Consider the following 15,660-nt stretch of genomic DNA (forward strand, 5'->3'; position numbering starts at 1 on the left):
ACTCTAAGCAGTCTAAACCTCAACTCTGCCGAAACCTGACAGATTGGTGCGGTTCGCGTCAAATTCTGCTATTCGTGTACAGTTACGAAATCGATCATGTGTTCAACTCGACCCAGCAGTGTTGATTCCAGATCGACGAAACTGTTGACTCGCGACAGGATCTTCTTCCAACCTAGTCCGATGTCTTCGGCAGTTTGATTCGGGAGACCCAAGCGGGCCAACATGCCGGTTTTCCAGTCCTCCCCACGGGGAATTTTGGGCCAGGCTTGAATCCCGATGAGTTCCGGTTTCACAGCCTGCCATATGTCCACGTAGGGATGGCCAACAATCAATACGTTGTCTTGTGCCCCCGAAACACGCATCGCCTCGGTTGCAATGTGGTCCTCTTTGGAACCGCTGACTAAATGGTCAAGTAACACGGCGAGACGGCGTTTTGGGCTGGGTTTGAATGAGGTGATGGCACCGGCCAGGTCGTCAATACCATGGAGGGGCTCGACTACGATGCCCTCGACGCGAAGATCATCGCCCCAAATCTTTTCCACCAACTCTGCATCGTGCACGCCTTCGACCCAGATGCGTGAAGCTTTGGCCACTTGAGCTCGTTGTGCCCCGACGGCGCGAGAGCCCGAGGCGGTCCGTGTCTGTTGAGGTTTTGTCCGTTGTGCCGGCGGAAGTAATTCAATCGGCTGACCGTCAATGGTAAATCCGAAACCCAGTGGAAAAGACCGTGTCGCACCCCGGCGTCCCTCGAGCACCACGAGATGGACCCCACCTGACTTTTCGATACGCGTGACGGCTCCAGTGAAGCCGGTATCAGCGTCTTCGATGACCAGACCTCGTGCAGCGGCTACCTTCTTCGGAGTCGAAACCGGTTTATGGTTCGAGAGATTGCCCGGTCCCCACTGGTCCCAATTCATCGTGGTGGTGCCTTTCTGTTTGCTAATCATTCGAGGTTATCAAAGCACGATCAGTCATCAGCGAAGAACTCACCCTAGAAACTGTCGCGACTGAGAACTTCCAGTTACGATTAGCACTATGCTGGCGACAGTGCTAACTTTTTTGAAGGAGGGAACATGACTGACCACCCACGTCGAATGCAGGTCTTACAAGCAATTGTGGAAGACTATGTTGCCTCCCGCGAGCCTGTCGGCTCAAAAGCCCTGGTAGAGCGTCATAGCCTGGGCGTTTCGTCTGCGACAGTGCGCAACGACATGGCTGACCTCGAAGATGAAGGCCTCATCGCTGCACCACATACGTCTTCAGGGCGTATCCCCACTGATAAAGGTTATCGGTATTTCGTCGATCGCATTTCCGAAGTTCGACCGCTTTCAGTCGCCGAACGTCGCGCCGTTCGTACGTTGCTGGATAACTCAGATGACATGGACGACATCATGGCGGGTACCGTTCAGGTGTTGTCACAGTTAACTCGTCAAGTCGCCGTCATCCAGTATCCGCAATTGGATTCGTCGGTGATCCGGCGTGTCGAGTTTGTGCTGCTATCAGAACAACGGCTGCTGGCCGTGATGATTCTCTCCACCGGACGCGTCGATCAGCGCGTGGTCTATTTGAACGAGCCCATCGACCAGCCGGCGCTTGATGTGCTGGCTCAGGTCTTCATGACCTACTTGGACAACGTCAGTCCGTATTACTTGCAGCACGCGCTAACGGAGATCGAAGCGGTGATCGCGCCCGAACACCAGGGACTGGCGGCGTCATTAGGTAATGCATTGCAACTCTTAGCCGAAGCAGGGTATCAAGACCGTATCCTGTTAGCCGGCACCGCGAACCTGGCCCGCTCTCCGCAGGACTTTAGTCACTCCATCGGCCCGATTTTAGAAGCACTCGAAGAACAGGTTGTGTTATTGAAATTGTTGACCGAAATGGAACAAGATGCTCACGGCTTGTCTGTGCGTATCGGAGATGAAAACTTTGGCTCGTTAGGGGACACCTCGGTGGTGGCCGCCGGCTACGGACCGGGCGATGCCGCAAAGATCGGCGTCGTTGGACCAACTCGGATGGACTACCCTTCGACCATGTCTGCGGTCCGGGCGATAGCTCGGTATCTTTCCCGGATTTTGCCCCGATAGACGTTTGCCAAGATAATAGATTTTTGACCAAAACACGGTTTCAGACGCGCAGCGCTTGAACTGAAAGGAACACGACCAGCAAGTGGCACAAGATTACTATCAGGTCCTGGGTGTTGAACGTGACGCCACAGCACAAGAGATCAAAAAGGCCTATCGCAAAAAAGCGCGGCAACTCCATCCGGATCACAACCCCTCTGACGACGCTGCAGAAGAATTTAAAGCTGTGACCCACGCGTACGAGGTGCTGTCAGATAGCGAAAAACGTCAAAATTATGACACCACAGGCCACGAAGATGGCCGTCGTGCAGGCTTTGGCGGTGCCGGCGGTGGATTCGGCGGGTTCTCTGATATCTTCGAAACCTTCTTTGGCGGCGGAGGCGCCGGTGGACCGATGTCTCGTGCACGGCGAGGCCAAGATGCGCTCATAGCGACACATATCGATCTTGAAGAAGCAGTGTTTGGGGCAGAGAAAACCATCGAGGTCGAAACCGCCGTGCGGTGTGACCGCTGTGATGGCTCCGCGATGGAACCCGGCACGCACCCCGAGACCTGCTCTACCTGTCGTGGCGCCGGACAGATTTCAAGCCCTGTCGACTCAATTCTCGGTCGGATGATGACCACCGAAGCATGCCCCACCTGTCGCGGATTTGGCGACGTCATCTCAGATCCATGTGGACAGTGTTCGGGTCAGGGTCGTATTCGCGAACGGGTTTCCTTCACTGTCAAAATTCCCGCCGGCGTACGCGATGGAACTCGCATTCAGCTTGCCGGCCGTGGTGAAGCCGGTGTAGCGGGTGGACCAAACGGCGACCTGTACTTAGAAATCCGAGTCCGTGAGCACGATGTATTCACCCGCCAAGGTGACAATCTCCACGCAACCATGAGCGTGCCGATGACCGCAGCGGCACTCGGGACGAAAATCAAAGTCGACACATTCGACGGTGAGGAATCTTTCACTGTTGACCCAGGGACCCAATCAGGTCATGTCATCACCTTGAAGAACCTGGGTGCCTCACGCTTACAGAGTAGCGGTCGCGGTGACATGAAGATCACACTGAATGTTTCCACCCCCACCAAGCTCAATGATGAACAGCGCGAACTGATGTCCAAGTTGGCCGAGCTACGCGCCGAAGATGTGGCAAACGGTGAAATCGAATCCCAGGGTTTCTTCTCTCGTTTGAAAACCGGATTCGACAACATGTTTAACCACGACGAATCGTGACCAACCCGCTGTTTTATACGCCCGACGTCACAGGAGTGACCGCCGATATGACGGTCACTTTGGACGCAGCTGCGTCCGGGCATGCCGTTCGGTCCCAGCGCTTGCAGAGTGGTGACGCCGTGCTCCTTTCAGATGGCGCCGGGACATTGGCCGTAGGGACTATCGCTCACGCTGACCCACAACACACCACTGTGGACATAGGCACCGTTGAGGTGCAAGCACCACCTGCGGTGCGGATTAACTTAGTGCAAGCACTGGCCAAGGGTGACCGCGATCTACTAGCCGCCGAAATGGGAACGGAGATCGGCGTCGACAGTGTGACACCTTGGCAAGCCCAACGTTCCATCGTCCGCATCCGTGCAGAACGGGCCACCAAAATGTTGGGGAAATGGGAAGCGAAACTGCATGCGGCAGCACAGCAATCTCGTCGGGCATTTATACCGCAACTGCGCGAGCCTCTCCATGGCAGCAGTATTGCCACGTTGCAAGATACAGGCGAGGGGCAACACCTTGTCGTGCTCCACGAGGACGGCCAGCATGACTTGTCCGAGGTTTTAGAACGGGTCCAAGGGTTGCACACCATTCACCTCGTAGTGGGGCCCGAGGGCGGAGTTGCTCCGGAGGAACTCGCGGCCGTCGAGAATGTAAAAGGATCCGCGGTTAAAATCGGTGCAAATGTCCTGCGGGCATCGACGGCCGGACCGGTCGCAATCACATTGATTAACCAATTCTTAAACCGCTGGTAAGCCTTCCGAACTAGCATCAATCGTTGCCATAGAACCAAAAAGTGATAGACCCGTTTGAGTGCGACCGGATAGACTAGGTTGCAGAATATACCGTAGTAATGGAGCCGACCTGACAGAACGAACCGAACCCCATCGCATCTCTCGACAAACAATCACGTTTAACTCTCAGAACGACATGGTACAAACCTTTGGTCCATCGGATATGTTGCTGCGGGTTGTCGAAGGCGTGTACCCGAGCTTGAAATTACTCGTTCGAGACCAACAGTTGGAGCTGGAAGGACACGTCGACGATGTCGCCGAGACGGTCAAAATAGTGAATGATCTGCAGTCTGTTGCCCGTGCTGGCACAACCGTTGGTCCCGAGATCATTGAAGCGACGATCGCAGGCGTTCGATCCTTCGAGGAAAACAATACTGCTGCCATTCCTGCAGAATTGATTGTCTCCTCGCATGGAAAAAAGATCCGGCCGAAAACGGAAAACCAGAAAGTGTATGTCAACGCCATCAACAACAATACGATTGTTTTCGGCGTCGGCCCCGCTGGTACCGGTAAGACGTATTTGGCAATGGCTAAAGCAATCCAGGCGTTGCAGGCTCGTGAAGTCAACCGGATTATTCTGACTCGTCCAGCCGTGGAGGCTGGCGAATCGTTGGGCTATCTACCTGGCACCTTAAGTGAAAAAATCGACCCCTATTTGCGCCCGCTCTATGACGCGCTCCACGAGATGATCGAGCCGGAGACTATTCCGCATCTCATTGAGGTCGGTACCATCGAGGTCGCGCCACTGGCCTATATGCGAGGCCGTACGCTCAATGATGCGTTCATTATTTTGGACGAGGCGCAAAATACCTCTGCTGAGCAAATGAAAATGTTTTTGACTCGCCTCGGGTTCAACTCCCACATGGTCGTGACTGGCGATGCCTCACAGGTGGACTTACCACGTGGCACCGATTCGGGCCTCGCCCAGGCAGTAGAGTACTTGGCGGGGTTGGACGATATTGCCATCGTGAACCTGCGATCCTCTGACGTCGTCCGCCATAACCTGGTCTCCAAAATTGTCGATGCGTACGATCGTCACCAACCAGAGCCGACCCGTCCGAAACGGTCCGGGCGGAATCAACAGCGATAGGTCATTGTGGCAATAGAAGTACTCAACGAAACTGAACACGACATTGATATCCAACGAATCGTCACCCTGGGCAAACACCTCTACCAGGGACTCCATATTCATCCAGAATCTGAACTTGCAATCGTTTTCGTGGATAACGAAGCCATGAGTTATTTGCACCAAGAATGGATGGACCTTGAGGGGCCCACTGACGTGATGAGCTTCCCCATGGATGAGTTACGTCCCGGCACGCTAGAAGCGCCAGCCGAGGGATTACTCGGGGACATTGTCATTAGCCCGGAAGTCGCTTCCGAACATGCGAACAGTGGCGGGCACAGCGTGGCCGATGAAATAGCCCTGCTGGTGACCCACGGGCTTCTGCATTTGTTGGGCCATGACCACCACGATGACGAGGAAAAGCAGCAGATGTTCGGTCTGCAAGACCAACTTCTCGAGCAATTCTTGGGTTACACACCGCCTCAACTCCACGATGAAGGAAAGTAACCCCAGTGGCCGTACCAATCGTCCTAGCACTGCTATTTCTGTTGAGCCTTGCACTCACATGGGTGCTCACACTGGCAGAATCAGCCTTTGACTATCTGTCCTATCGTGAGGCCGAGGCCATAGTCGCCAAGCGCCCCAGTAATCCCGTATTACGCATCATGGATAGGCTCCCCGAACATCAACTCGCGACACGGTTTTGGAACGCCGTCTTCTTGGCCGCCACCGCGGTGCTTATCACCGTCTTCATTGATCACTTCGTCAACAACGTGTGGTTGTCCGCAGCCGGTGGCGTCGTGCTCATGGCAGTCATCACGCTGGTCATCTCGTTCCGGAGCCCGCGAAGAATCGGTGCCAAACATTTCGAAGTATCTGCAGAAGCCACTGCCTGGCTTATTCGGTTACTCACAATCGTCCTGGGGCCTATCCCACGGTTATTTATCTCCGAAGCTGAAACCGATGACGAAGACGAAACTGACGACACAGACTTAGAAGAACGTCACTTTCGTGAGTACGTCTCCCGCGCATCGGCGGCAGATGTGCTCGAAGATGACGAAGCTGAAATGATTCAATCCGTCTTCGAGATGGACGACACGCTGGTACGCGCCATCATGGTGCCACGTACCGATGTGGTGTGGTTGGACTCTGGAACCAGTCTGGCCGAAGCAACTGAGGTCTTCATCCGGTCCGGCTACTCCCGTATCCCGCTCATCGGCGAAAACCCGGATGATGTATTAGGCATCGTCTTCCTCAAAGACATTATCCGAGCAACCCACACAGCACGTCTGACCCCGCAAGAACCGGTCAACATGCTCACCCGGGAAATCCGCGTGGTGCCAGAATCCAAAACCGTCTGGGACTTATTGCAAGAGCTCCAACGAGAAGCCATCCACGCCGCCATCGTGATCGATGAATACGGTGGCACAGCGGGGTTCGTCACCTTGGAGGACCTCATCGAAGAACTGGTCGGTGACATTTCGGATGAATATGACGATGCCGAAATCGCCGACGTCATCCCACAGCCCGATGGTGAATTTCTCGTCAATGCTTCCATGTCGGTCTCGGATTTTTACGAAGCATTCGACCTGCTCCTCGATGATGAGGACGATGTAGATACCGTAGGCGGTTTGTTTGCCAAAAGTTTGGGTAAGATTCCCATAAAGGGTTCGGTCACCGAAGTTGAAAACCTCAAGTTGACCGTTGAATCCTTAACGGGCCGTCGCAACCGCGTTGATACAATCCGAGTCGCCATCGACACATCCACCCAGGAGTCCACACTATGATGCCAACCGAACACCCGGAGCACTACCGTTCCGGATTCGTCAGCCTCGTCGGAAGACCAAACGCCGGCAAATCGACGCTGACGAACGCCATGGTTGGCACCAAGGTCGCCATTACGTCGTCCAAACCACAAACAACCCGACGGGTTATCCGCGGCATAGTCTCCACAGAAGACCACCAGCTCATCCTTGTTGACACCCCTGGACTGCACCGTCCGCGCACACTGCTCGGCGAGCGCCTGAACGATTTGGTGGCCGAAACATTGTCTGGCATGGATGCGGTGGCCATGTGTATCCCCGCGAATGAGAAGATCGGGCCCGGCGACCGCTTCATCACCGAACAACTCGCCCAACTGAACAACACTCCGGTTATTGCGTTAGTAACCAAGGTCGATACGGTCACCAGGGGAGTCCTGGCCGACCAGCTGGTAGCCGTACAACAACTCGGTGAAGAGCTCCTCACCCCTGACAGCGATGAAGGTTTCGTAGAAATTGTGCCCGTCTCCGTCAAAGGTGACGTTCAAGTGGACACCGTAGTAGATGTCCTGACCGCCTACCTGCCTCAATCTCCTCCGCTGTACCCCGACGGTGAGATCACCGACGAGCCCGACGACGTCATGGTTGCTGAACTCATCCGAGAAGCGGCCCTTGAAGATGTCTTTGACGAGTTACCGCATTCCCTGGCCGTGGTCGTCACGGAAATGGAGGAACGCGAAGGGCAACCCGATGATGAACCAATCACCGATATTTACGCTCAGATCTATGTGGAACGCGACAGCCAAAAGGGCATCATTATCGGCAAAGGCGGGGCACAATTGCGATCCATCGGACAGCGAGCCCGCAAAAGTATTCGAAAACAACTCGGTACCAGCGTGTACTTGGATTTGGTCGTGAAAGTCGCCAAAGAATGGCAACGGAACCCGAAACATATGAACCGTTTGGGATTCTAAAAACTCGTGTTAGGCTAACAGCATGCGTTGCGCACAGAGCATCCCGGTCCGCGGTCACAACCGTGTACTTCTTGCTGCTCTTCTAGGCCTACTACTATCTTGCCGTAGCGGGGCTTAGATTTTTCAAGCAATTGCTTTGAAATGCCACTAGGTCAGGCTGGACCACGCTACGGAGCGAAAGACACGGTCTGCCACCGGTGAGACATCAGTTCTAAAACACCGGTAGAACACCATGGTCCACTACACTCTTCACAGGACCAGGCAGTCAAAGATTGAGGAAACACTTTGCGCAAATTTCAGCAACCATCCGGTATGAACTTCAACAAGTACGTTCCATTCGAACAACAAATCGCTGTGGACATGCCGGACCGCACCTGGCCAGACAACATCATTACTCAGGCGCCACGCTGGTGTGCCGTTGATCTGCGAGACGGCAACCAAGCACTCGTGAACCCGATGGATTCCGTACGCAAACTCCGGATGTTCGAACTCCTCGTTGAAATGGGGTACAAGGAGATCGAAGTTGGGTTCCCATCGGCTTCACAGACCGATTATGACTTTGTACGACAGCTCATCGACGAAGACCGGATTCCGGAAGACGTCCACATTCAGGTCCTCACGCAGTCGCGTGAGCATCTCATTGAACGCACTTATGAGGCACTCGAAGGCGCTCCGAGAGCGATCGTGCACTTGTATAACTCCACGTCGGTATTGCAACGTCGCGTGGTGTTCCGCGAAGAGAAATCCGGCATTATCGACATCGCAACTCGAGGCGCCATGCTGTGCCGCAAATATGAAGAGCAACTGACTGATACGGCTATCACCTATCAGTACTCACCCGAATCGTTTACCGGTACCGAACTTGAATTTGCAGCAGACATCTCGAATAAAGTTGCCGAAGTACTCGAAGCCTCCACAGACCGTCAGATGATTCTCAACCTGCCGGCGACCGTGGAAATGTCGACCCCCAACCGGTATGCAGATCAAATCGAATGGATGCATCGCAACATCGAAAACCGTGATGCCATTATTCTTTCCCTGCACCCCCATAACGATCGTGGCAGTGGTGTGGCAGCAGCAGAACTCGGCTATATGGCCGGAGCGGACCGCATCGAAGGCTGTCTATTTGGTAATGGCGAGCGGACCGGCAACGTCGATCTCATTACCCTGGGTATGAACCTCTACACCCAGGGCGTGGACCCCGAAATCGACTTTTCCAACATGGACAAAATACAAGAAGTCTATGAATACGCCACGCAGATGAACGTTCACGAACGTTCCCCATGGGCCGGCGAGCTCGTGTTCACGGCATTCTCGGGGTCCCATCAAGACGCCATTAAAAAGGGCTTTGATGATATGCAGCAACGTGCTGCCGAAGCCAATGTCAGCACCGAGGACCTCGACTGGGGTGTCCCATACCTGCCAATTGACCCCGAAGACATCGGACGCACGTATGAAGCAGTGATTCGGGTGAACTCTCAATCCGGTAAGGGCGGTGTAGCATACATGCTCAAAACCGACCACAACCTCGAACTGCCTCGACGCGCACAGGCCGAATTCTCAGCGGTCATCAAAGAGTTCACCGATACCCACGGCGGCGAAATCACCTCTTCCACCCTCTGGAATGTTTTTGCCGATGAATATCTGCCCACTGAACACTCGGAAGATCGGTGGGGCTACTACCGTCTTGTGTCTTCGACGTCGTCGACGACCGAGGAAGGCGACTTCTCTATGGAAGTCCAAATGGAACGTGACGGTCAGACTGTCACACGATCGGCAACCGGGAACGGACCGATCTCTGCCCTAGTGTCGATGTTCAACCAAGCTGGCGTGGATGTGCGAGTACTGGACTACACCGAACACGCCTTGACCGAAGGCGGGGAAGCCATGGCAGCAGCATACGTTGAGGCAGCCATTGGCGACCGGGTGCTGTGGGGGATTGGGCTGGACCACAACACATCCACAGCCTCGCTGCAGGCCGTGACCTCTGCGGTCAACCGGTACATCCGCGATACGAAGGCTGAAGAAGCAGCTGAATAAGACACCGCGAAAAAGATCCCGTGGCTCCGGCAACTATATATCCCAAAGTTACCGGACCCACGGGATTATTCTGCGTACCTATAAACTCGCCGAAGCCGACCGCATCATCGTCGTGCTCACACCAGACCGAGGTCAGATACGGGCGGTAGCCAAAGGCGTGCGGCGCACAACCTCCAAATTTGGCTCGACCCTCGAGCCCTTTATGCACACCAGGCTCCAACTGGTACCGCGACGGAATCTGGACATGATCGCCCAATCTGAAACCATCCATCCCTATGGCATGACGCTCACCAACGACTATGACACCTTCGGTGCCGCGTCGGCCATGGTCGAAGCAGCTGAGCAACTGACGCGTGATGAAGACGCCCGCGGGGGAGCACACCAGTATGACCTACTGCACGGCGCCATCGCAGCGTTGGGTCGAAGAGCGGCCGCGCCAACCTTGTTGCTGACCTCATACCTATTACGCGCCCTGACCATTGCCGGTTGGGCGCCAACATTTGGTCAGTGCAGCAGGTGTGGAGCACCCGGGATACACAACTGGCTTTCTGTGTCATTAGGCGGGGTGGTGTGTGACGATTGTGCGCCACCACAAACGCCCTACGTTACCGACGATGTAGTGCAGCTCCTTGCGGCACTGCTTGCCGGCGATTGGCCACACGTGGAACATGCACAACCGGGGCAAATGCGCCAGGTCACCAGCTTTGTCGCCGAATATTTGCAGTACCATTTAGAAAAGAATTTGCAGTCACTATCCGTGATGGACCAGGGCTAAACACCACAGGAGTCATCCCATGCCATATCAGGAACCCGCACCGCACCCGGACGGTTTCGTGATGCCAAACATCGACAAGAAATTCATTCCACAACATATCGGCATTGTGATGGACGGGAATGGCCGCTGGGCCAATCAACGCGGACTCGCCAGAACCGAAGGCCACCGAGCTGGCGAGCGAGCCCTGCTCGATGTGATGGCGGGCGCGGTCGAAATGGGCATCAAATATGTTTCGGTGTACGCATTCTCCACAGAAAATTGGAAGCGTTCACCGGATGAAGTCGCCTTCTTGATGGGCTTTTCACGCGATGTCCTGCGCCGCCAACGTGACACCCTGGACTCCTGGGGTGTTCGTGTCCGCTGGAACGGGCGGCACCCGAAACTTTGGAAGTCCGTCATCAAAGAACTCCAGGTTGCCGAAGAACTCACCCAAGAGAACACCAAAACCACGCTGATGATGTGTGTGAACTACGGTGGACGGGCAGAAATCACCGACGCCGTCCAAGAGATTGCAGCGCAAGCGGCAGCCGGGACGCTAACCCCGAAATCCATCACCGAGAAAACCGTGGCCCAACACCTGCGACAGCCAGACGTGCCAGATGTTGATCTGTTCTTACGCACCTCTGGCGAACAGCGACTCTCCAACTTCTTACTGTGGCAATCCGCCTACGCGGAGCTGGTCTTCATGGATGAGCTGTGGCCCGACGTGAACCGAAAGACCCTGTGGGATGCGGTGGAAATTTATGCCTCGCGAGACCGTCGCTACGGCGGCGCCTCCGACGTGCCCACGACTAATCGTTGAAATAGTCCAGCCACGCGAACGTCGCGTCAAAAGCTTGCGTTCTGATGGGCTTCGGAGAAGCATATACGTCGTGGATAGCGTCAGGAATTTTGTGTATCATCACACGATTGCCCAATCGCACGGCGCGTTTGACTGTTCCGCGTACGTCTAACACGGTGTCGGCCGTTTGCATCTTGGATGAGTACTTCGTGGCGAAGTACGACTTGGTCGAGGTGAGCACGAGCACGGGGCTGTCGATATCTAATCCCTCCCGTACTTGAGCATGACCCTCCAAGATGGCCGCAAGCCAGCCACCCTGAATGTCAAAGGAAAATCGGGGTCGCCAGAGCGGATGTAACAGCCATTCGCCGTGCTCATGAGCCGAAATCGTGCGGTAGAAGAAATCAAATTTCGGTAAGAAGAGTTTTCGTTCGGGTGCGGAACGCCACAGTGGGTCAGCGACAGCATTGGCGAAGCCGCGTAACCAAGCATTGCCCTGTAACTCGAGCCAGGGCGCATTGAGCACGAGTGTACCGAGTTGCCCCGGATGATGATGTGCCCACAGTGCTGCGATCAAACCACCCGTGGAATGAGCAATCACAGATGGAAGCTGACCGGGATGTGCCAGTTTGATCAGTGCTAGCGCCGCGCCGATTTCATCATCGTACTGCGCCAAATCTTCGATGTAGCCGGGCGACTGCTTGGGCCGAAGAGAACGCCCATACTTTCGCAGGTCAAGGGCATAAAGCGTATAACCTCGAGCGGCTGCAGCCCGTGCCAAATCGGTGTTGTAAAAGTAGTCGGACCAGCCGTGGATATAAAGAATCGGTTTGCCGTCAATGGCATCATGACGGACCAGAGTAGCGGAAACTGTGCCCTCCGCATCTTGTCCTAGGGGTATGGTACGACGTGAAAAACCCTCGAGTACATCAGGCACCCATGTACCCGGCGGTGAATCTTCGAGTAATCCGTAGTGCATCCTGGACTTCCAAATATATGACAAGACGATTGCATAGTTGCTCTACAACTGTAGCAATATGGTTGACTACCATCTATGACCAACCTAATTGCTTCACGCGTTGTCGGCCAGACTCCAAGCTTGTATCCACGTGTTTTTGACACTGTGTTTGCTGGTATGGATGCTGAGCGGGCACATGAAATTGGGTTCGGGGCCATTCGAGCCGCAGAAAAAACCGGTGCCTCGCGCCTGTTGCGGGCAGCGTTTCAACCGGACAAGAAGCTTCGTACCCAGGCCATGGGAATGACATTTCCATCGCCATTTGGCTTAGCTGCCGGTTTCGATAAGGCCGGTATTGGTACCTCGGCGCTTGCCGAATTGGGTTTTGGTCACATTGAGGTCGGAACGATCACTGGCCAGGAACAACCTGGGAACCCTCAGCCTCGGCTCTTTCGCCTCCCGCCAGACCGTGCGCTGATCAACCGTATGGGTTTCAACAATCATGGTGCACAACGTATCGCGCCACGGCTCGCACATACTCGGAAGATCTTGACTCGCCGCTTTGGGCAACATCGGCCCATCCTTGGAGTCAATATCGGCAAAACCAAAACGGTGGCTTTAGACGACGCCGTCGAGGACTATCTGATGTCGACCAAGCTGTTAGCGCGTCATGCGGATTACTTGGTGGTCAATGTTTCGAGCCCGAATACGCCTGGTCTGCGTCAACTCCAGGCCATTGCATCGCTTTCTCCGCTGCTGGATGCGGTTTCAAAAACTGCAGATTCGATGACTGGCCGTCATGTGCCATTGGCCGTCAAGATTGCGCCGGATCTGGTTGATGACGATGTCGTTGCTGTAGCCGATATGGTCACTGAGCTCGGCTTGGATGCCGTCATTGCCACGAACACCACGATCTCGCGCGATGGCTTAAGCACCGCTGCATCAGACGTAGAGTCCATGGGCGAAGGCGGTCTGTCAGGTGCCCCGCTTGCGGACCGCTCGCTCGCGGTGTTGGAACTGTTGGCGCGCCACCTCGAACATGCCAGCATTATCTCAGTTGGTGGCGTCACCACCGGTGAAGATGTGGTGCAACGCCTAGAAGCCGGTGCCACCCTGGTCCAGGGGTACACCGCCTTTCTCTACGAGGGGCCTTTTTGGGCAGGACGCATTAATGCCACCCTCGAGCAACGTTAGTCAGGAAACTGGCCGCGTTTGACCTGCGGGCGTGGTAACCGCATACGGCGCATCTGTGTGGAACGCATGGCCGCATACCAGCGACAACCCGGTTCCATAGCTCCAAATTTGGCTTCCAAGCGCTTCTTGACCTGGAAACCGACCCAAAAGCCTTCAAGAATCACCAGGAATACAAAGGTCAGCATGCCGATGGTTGAGGCCATCTGCATCGCAGGGGTGGGCACGAAGCTCAACCCTAAAAATATCAGCACACCAATAATCAACCATTCACCAATACCCCAGCGGGCATCAACAAAGTCGCGGACAAAACGACGCTGCGGCCCTTTATCGCGTGCCGGGAGGTATTTCTCTTCGCCAGTGTCCAGGGCTCGACGCATCCGTGCACGTTCTTCGGCAACAGCCTGCTTGTTTTGTTGCTTGGCAACCTTGCGGTCATCGGAGATGAGGGGGCGACGGTTCGCGGCCTCTTGGTCACGGCGTTTCGGGGTCGGCCGTCCTTTGCCTTCACTCGCAGATTTGCCAATATCCTGGTCTTCTTCGGTCATTTCTTCTCTTCTGTAGTCATGCTGGTCGAATCGGTTGCCTCTATTCTAGGTGTTCTCAGCGCACTGTCTTGACGACTACGCTAAAGACTATGAACGCTTCACTATCAGCAGCTACCACTCCGGATCCCTATTCCTGGCAGTTCGTGGATGCAGTCAAACAATGGGTTGATGAGCACTTCGAATCCATTGTCGAAGAACTCGCAGAACTCGTGACATACAAATCATTAGCCTTCGAGGGCTACGATCGTGGAGCACTTGAAGCATCCGCACACCGGGTGGCTGAACTGTTTTCCGACGTCGGATTCGACGAAATTCACCACCTGACTGAGACCGACGACGGTCAGACCTCCGGTCCCGCGATCATCGGACGCAAACACGCGGCGGGCAACAAACCTACAGTGTTGTTATATGCCCACCATGATGTACAGCCGGTTGGCGACCTCCACGCGTGGACCACGGATCCCTGGGTTGCGACCGAACGAAATGGTCGGCTCTACGGACGAGGAACTGCTGACGATAAGGCTGGCATCATCGTGCACCGAACAGCGATTCGCGCGCTGAATCAACTCTTCGGCGAGCAGCACGGTTTAGGACTCACTGTGTTTATTGAAGGTGAGGAAGAAATCGGCTCACCGTTCTTTGCACAGTTTTTACAAAACCACAGACAGCTCCTCAGCGCCGACACCATCGTGGTTGCAGATACTGCCAACTGGGGTGTCGGCGTCCCTGCACTGACGACATCATTGCGCGGCCTGCTGGATGGCATCATCGAAGTTACCGTGGCAGACCATCCCGTGCACTCAGGTCTCTTTGGTGGCCCAATGCTTGATGCCATCACCATCCTGGCGCGAATCATTGCTGAGTTACATACTCCAGACGGTGATGTAGCTGTAAACGACTTGGACCAATCTCGTTGGACCGATGCTGTCTATGACGAGAGTGATTATCGAAGCCAATCCGGTACGGTCGAGGGGCTCCATTTAGCCGGTACGGGTTCGCTGGCAGATCGACTATGGAATAAAGCTGCCTTGAACATCATCGGCATCGATGCGACGCCGATCAGCGAAGCATCAAATTCCATCGTGCATACAGCGCGTGCGAAGTTCTCTATGCGCCTGGGGCCGGGCATGGAACCAGCACAGGTGATGCAGTCTGTGACGGACTACGTGAAATCGTTGAACGCTCACGGAGCCCGGGTCGAGGTATATCCAGGGGAGCAAGGCAAACCGTTTATTGTGGAATCTGATGCCGAGACCATCGAACTGATGAAAACATCACTATCGGATGCCTGGGGGAGTGAAGCAATCGAAACAGGCTTGGGCGGTTCAATCCCTTTCGTCGCCGATCTCGTGGAAGCATTTCCAGATGCCAATATTTTAGAGATTGCGCGGATAGGGACCGGAAATTGGTGATTGGTTCGGGCGTGTCGCACAGGACAGGCATGGGGAGCTCGCGTTTCGATGGAAGTGCAAA

General features: G+C 54.9%; 15 protein-coding genes. 12 read left to right on the forward strand and 3 right to left on the reverse strand.

Features of this window, described 5'->3' with window-relative positions; translation table 11 throughout:
• Window positions 1–68: 68 nt before the first annotated feature.
• Window positions 69–917, reverse strand: coding sequence for a DUF3097 domain-containing protein (locus ACYVJT_RS10915; protein ID WP_343956955.1), 849 nt, complete (start codon window positions 915–917; stop codon window positions 69–71).
• 156 nt (window positions 918–1,073) lie between these two features.
• Between ACYVJT_RS10915 and hrcA the strand changes: the two genes are divergently transcribed.
• The 10 genes from hrcA to ACYVJT_RS10965 all read left to right on the forward strand — a co-directional run bounded on the left by hrcA (window position 1,074) and on the right by ACYVJT_RS10965 (window position 11,511).
• The gene (gene hrcA / locus ACYVJT_RS10920; protein ID WP_343956919.1) at window positions 1,074–2,087 is read left to right on the forward strand and encodes a heat-inducible transcriptional repressor HrcA; all 1,014 of its coding nucleotides are present in this window, start codon (window positions 1,074–1,076) and stop codon (window positions 2,085–2,087) included.
• A gap of 82 nt (window positions 2,088–2,169) precedes the next feature.
• On the forward strand, window positions 2,170–3,309 hold the full coding sequence (gene dnaJ, locus ACYVJT_RS10925) for a molecular chaperone DnaJ (protein WP_343956921.1): 1,140 nt from the start codon (window positions 2,170–2,172) through the stop codon (window positions 3,307–3,309).
• The gene (locus tag ACYVJT_RS10930) at window positions 3,306–4,055 is read left to right on the forward strand and encodes a 16S rRNA (uracil(1498)-N(3))-methyltransferase (RefSeq protein ID WP_343956923.1); all 750 of its coding nucleotides are present in this window, start codon (window positions 3,306–3,308) and stop codon (window positions 4,053–4,055) included. The genes dnaJ and ACYVJT_RS10930 overlap by 4 nt, the downstream gene beginning before the upstream one ends.
• 175 nt (window positions 4,056–4,230) lie before the next feature.
• Window positions 4,231–5,184 carry a PhoH family protein gene (locus ACYVJT_RS10935; protein ID WP_425579865.1) on the forward strand — a complete coding sequence of 318 codons (954 nt, stop codon included), beginning with the start codon at window positions 4,231–4,233 and terminating at the stop codon, window positions 5,182–5,184.
• 6 nt (window positions 5,185–5,190) lie between these two features.
• Window positions 5,191–5,667: an rRNA maturation RNase YbeY gene (gene ybeY, locus ACYVJT_RS10940; protein ID WP_343956925.1), complete on the forward strand. Its 477-nt coding sequence runs from the start codon at window positions 5,191–5,193 to the stop codon at window positions 5,665–5,667.
• A 5-nt stretch (window positions 5,668–5,672) separates the two neighbouring features.
• Window positions 5,673–6,947, forward strand: coding sequence for a hemolysin family protein (locus tag ACYVJT_RS10945; RefSeq protein ID WP_343956927.1), 1,275 nt, complete (start codon window positions 5,673–5,675; stop codon window positions 6,945–6,947).
• On the forward strand, window positions 6,944–7,894 hold the full coding sequence (era, locus tag ACYVJT_RS10950) for a GTPase Era (RefSeq protein WP_343956929.1): 951 nt from the start codon (window positions 6,944–6,946) through the stop codon (window positions 7,892–7,894). The genes ACYVJT_RS10945 and era overlap by 4 nt, the downstream gene beginning before the upstream one ends.
• 285 nt (window positions 7,895–8,179) lie before the next feature.
• A complete protein-coding gene (leuA, locus tag ACYVJT_RS10955; protein WP_343956931.1) occupies window positions 8,180–9,934 on the forward strand; it encodes a 2-isopropylmalate synthase in 1,755 nt (584 codons plus the stop codon).
• Window positions 9,935–9,971: 37 nt separating this feature from the next.
• Window positions 9,972–10,709, forward strand: coding sequence for a DNA repair protein RecO (gene recO / locus ACYVJT_RS10960; RefSeq protein WP_343956959.1), 738 nt, complete (start codon window positions 9,972–9,974; stop codon window positions 10,707–10,709).
• A gap of 19 nt (window positions 10,710–10,728) precedes the next feature.
• Window positions 10,729–11,511 carry an isoprenyl transferase gene (locus ACYVJT_RS10965; protein ID WP_343956933.1) on the forward strand — a complete coding sequence of 261 codons (783 nt, stop codon included), beginning with the start codon at window positions 10,729–10,731 and terminating at the stop codon, window positions 11,509–11,511.
• Here ACYVJT_RS10965 and ACYVJT_RS10970 read toward each other — a convergent pair.
• Window positions 11,501–12,469, reverse strand: coding sequence for an alpha/beta hydrolase (locus ACYVJT_RS10970; protein WP_343956935.1), 969 nt, complete (start codon window positions 12,467–12,469; stop codon window positions 11,501–11,503). The genes ACYVJT_RS10965 and ACYVJT_RS10970 overlap by 11 nt on opposite strands.
• Before the next feature lie 75 nt (window positions 12,470–12,544).
• Between ACYVJT_RS10970 and ACYVJT_RS10975 the strand changes: the two genes are divergently transcribed.
• On the forward strand, window positions 12,545–13,642 hold the full coding sequence (locus ACYVJT_RS10975; protein ID WP_343956937.1) for a quinone-dependent dihydroorotate dehydrogenase: 1,098 nt from the start codon (window positions 12,545–12,547) through the stop codon (window positions 13,640–13,642).
• Here the strand turns inward: ACYVJT_RS10975 and ACYVJT_RS10980 are convergent.
• On the reverse strand, window positions 13,639–14,187 hold the full coding sequence (locus tag ACYVJT_RS10980) for a DUF3043 domain-containing protein (RefSeq protein ID WP_343956939.1): 549 nt from the start codon (window positions 14,185–14,187) through the stop codon (window positions 13,639–13,641). The two genes, ACYVJT_RS10975 and ACYVJT_RS10980, sit on opposite strands and share 4 nt — an antisense overlap.
• An 89-nt stretch (window positions 14,188–14,276) precedes the next feature.
• On the opposite strand from ACYVJT_RS10980, the gene ACYVJT_RS10985 reads away from it, so the two are divergent.
• Window positions 14,277–15,599 carry a M20/M25/M40 family metallo-hydrolase gene (locus tag ACYVJT_RS10985; RefSeq protein ID WP_343956941.1) on the forward strand — a complete coding sequence of 441 codons (1,323 nt, stop codon included), beginning with the start codon at window positions 14,277–14,279 and terminating at the stop codon, window positions 15,597–15,599.
• The last annotated feature ends 61 nt before the right edge of the window (window positions 15,600–15,660 follow it).

It is taken from the genome of Yaniella soli (assembly GCF_054782375.1).

Bases quoted from the DNA above. Each gene is read 5' to 3' on its own strand.
- ACYVJT_RS10975 (WP_343956937.1), top strand. From the start codon at position 12,545: ATGACCAACCTAATTGCTTCACGCGTTGTCGGCCAGACTCCAAGCTTG.
- hrcA (WP_343956919.1), top strand. From the start codon at position 1,074: ATGACTGACCACCCACGTCGAATGCAGGTCTTACAAGCAATTGTGGAA.
- era (WP_343956929.1), top strand. From the start codon at position 6,944: ATGATGCCAACCGAACACCCGGAGCACTACCGTTCCGGATTCGTCAGC.
- ACYVJT_RS10915 (WP_343956955.1), bottom strand. From the start codon at position 917: ATGAATTGGGACCAGTGGGGACCGGGCAATCTCTCGAACCATAAACCG.
- ACYVJT_RS10935 (WP_425579865.1), top strand. From the start codon at position 4,231: ATGGTACAAACCTTTGGTCCATCGGATATGTTGCTGCGGGTTGTCGAA.
- ACYVJT_RS10985 (WP_343956941.1), top strand. From the start codon at position 14,277: ATGAACGCTTCACTATCAGCAGCTACCACTCCGGATCCCTATTCCTGG.
- ACYVJT_RS10965 (WP_343956933.1), top strand. From the start codon at position 10,729: ATGCCATATCAGGAACCCGCACCGCACCCGGACGGTTTCGTGATGCCA.
- ACYVJT_RS10980 (WP_343956939.1), bottom strand. From the start codon at position 14,187: ATGACCGAAGAAGACCAGGATATTGGCAAATCTGCGAGTGAAGGCAAA.
- ACYVJT_RS10970 (WP_343956935.1), bottom strand. From the start codon at position 12,469: ATGCACTACGGATTACTCGAAGATTCACCGCCGGGTACATGGGTGCCT.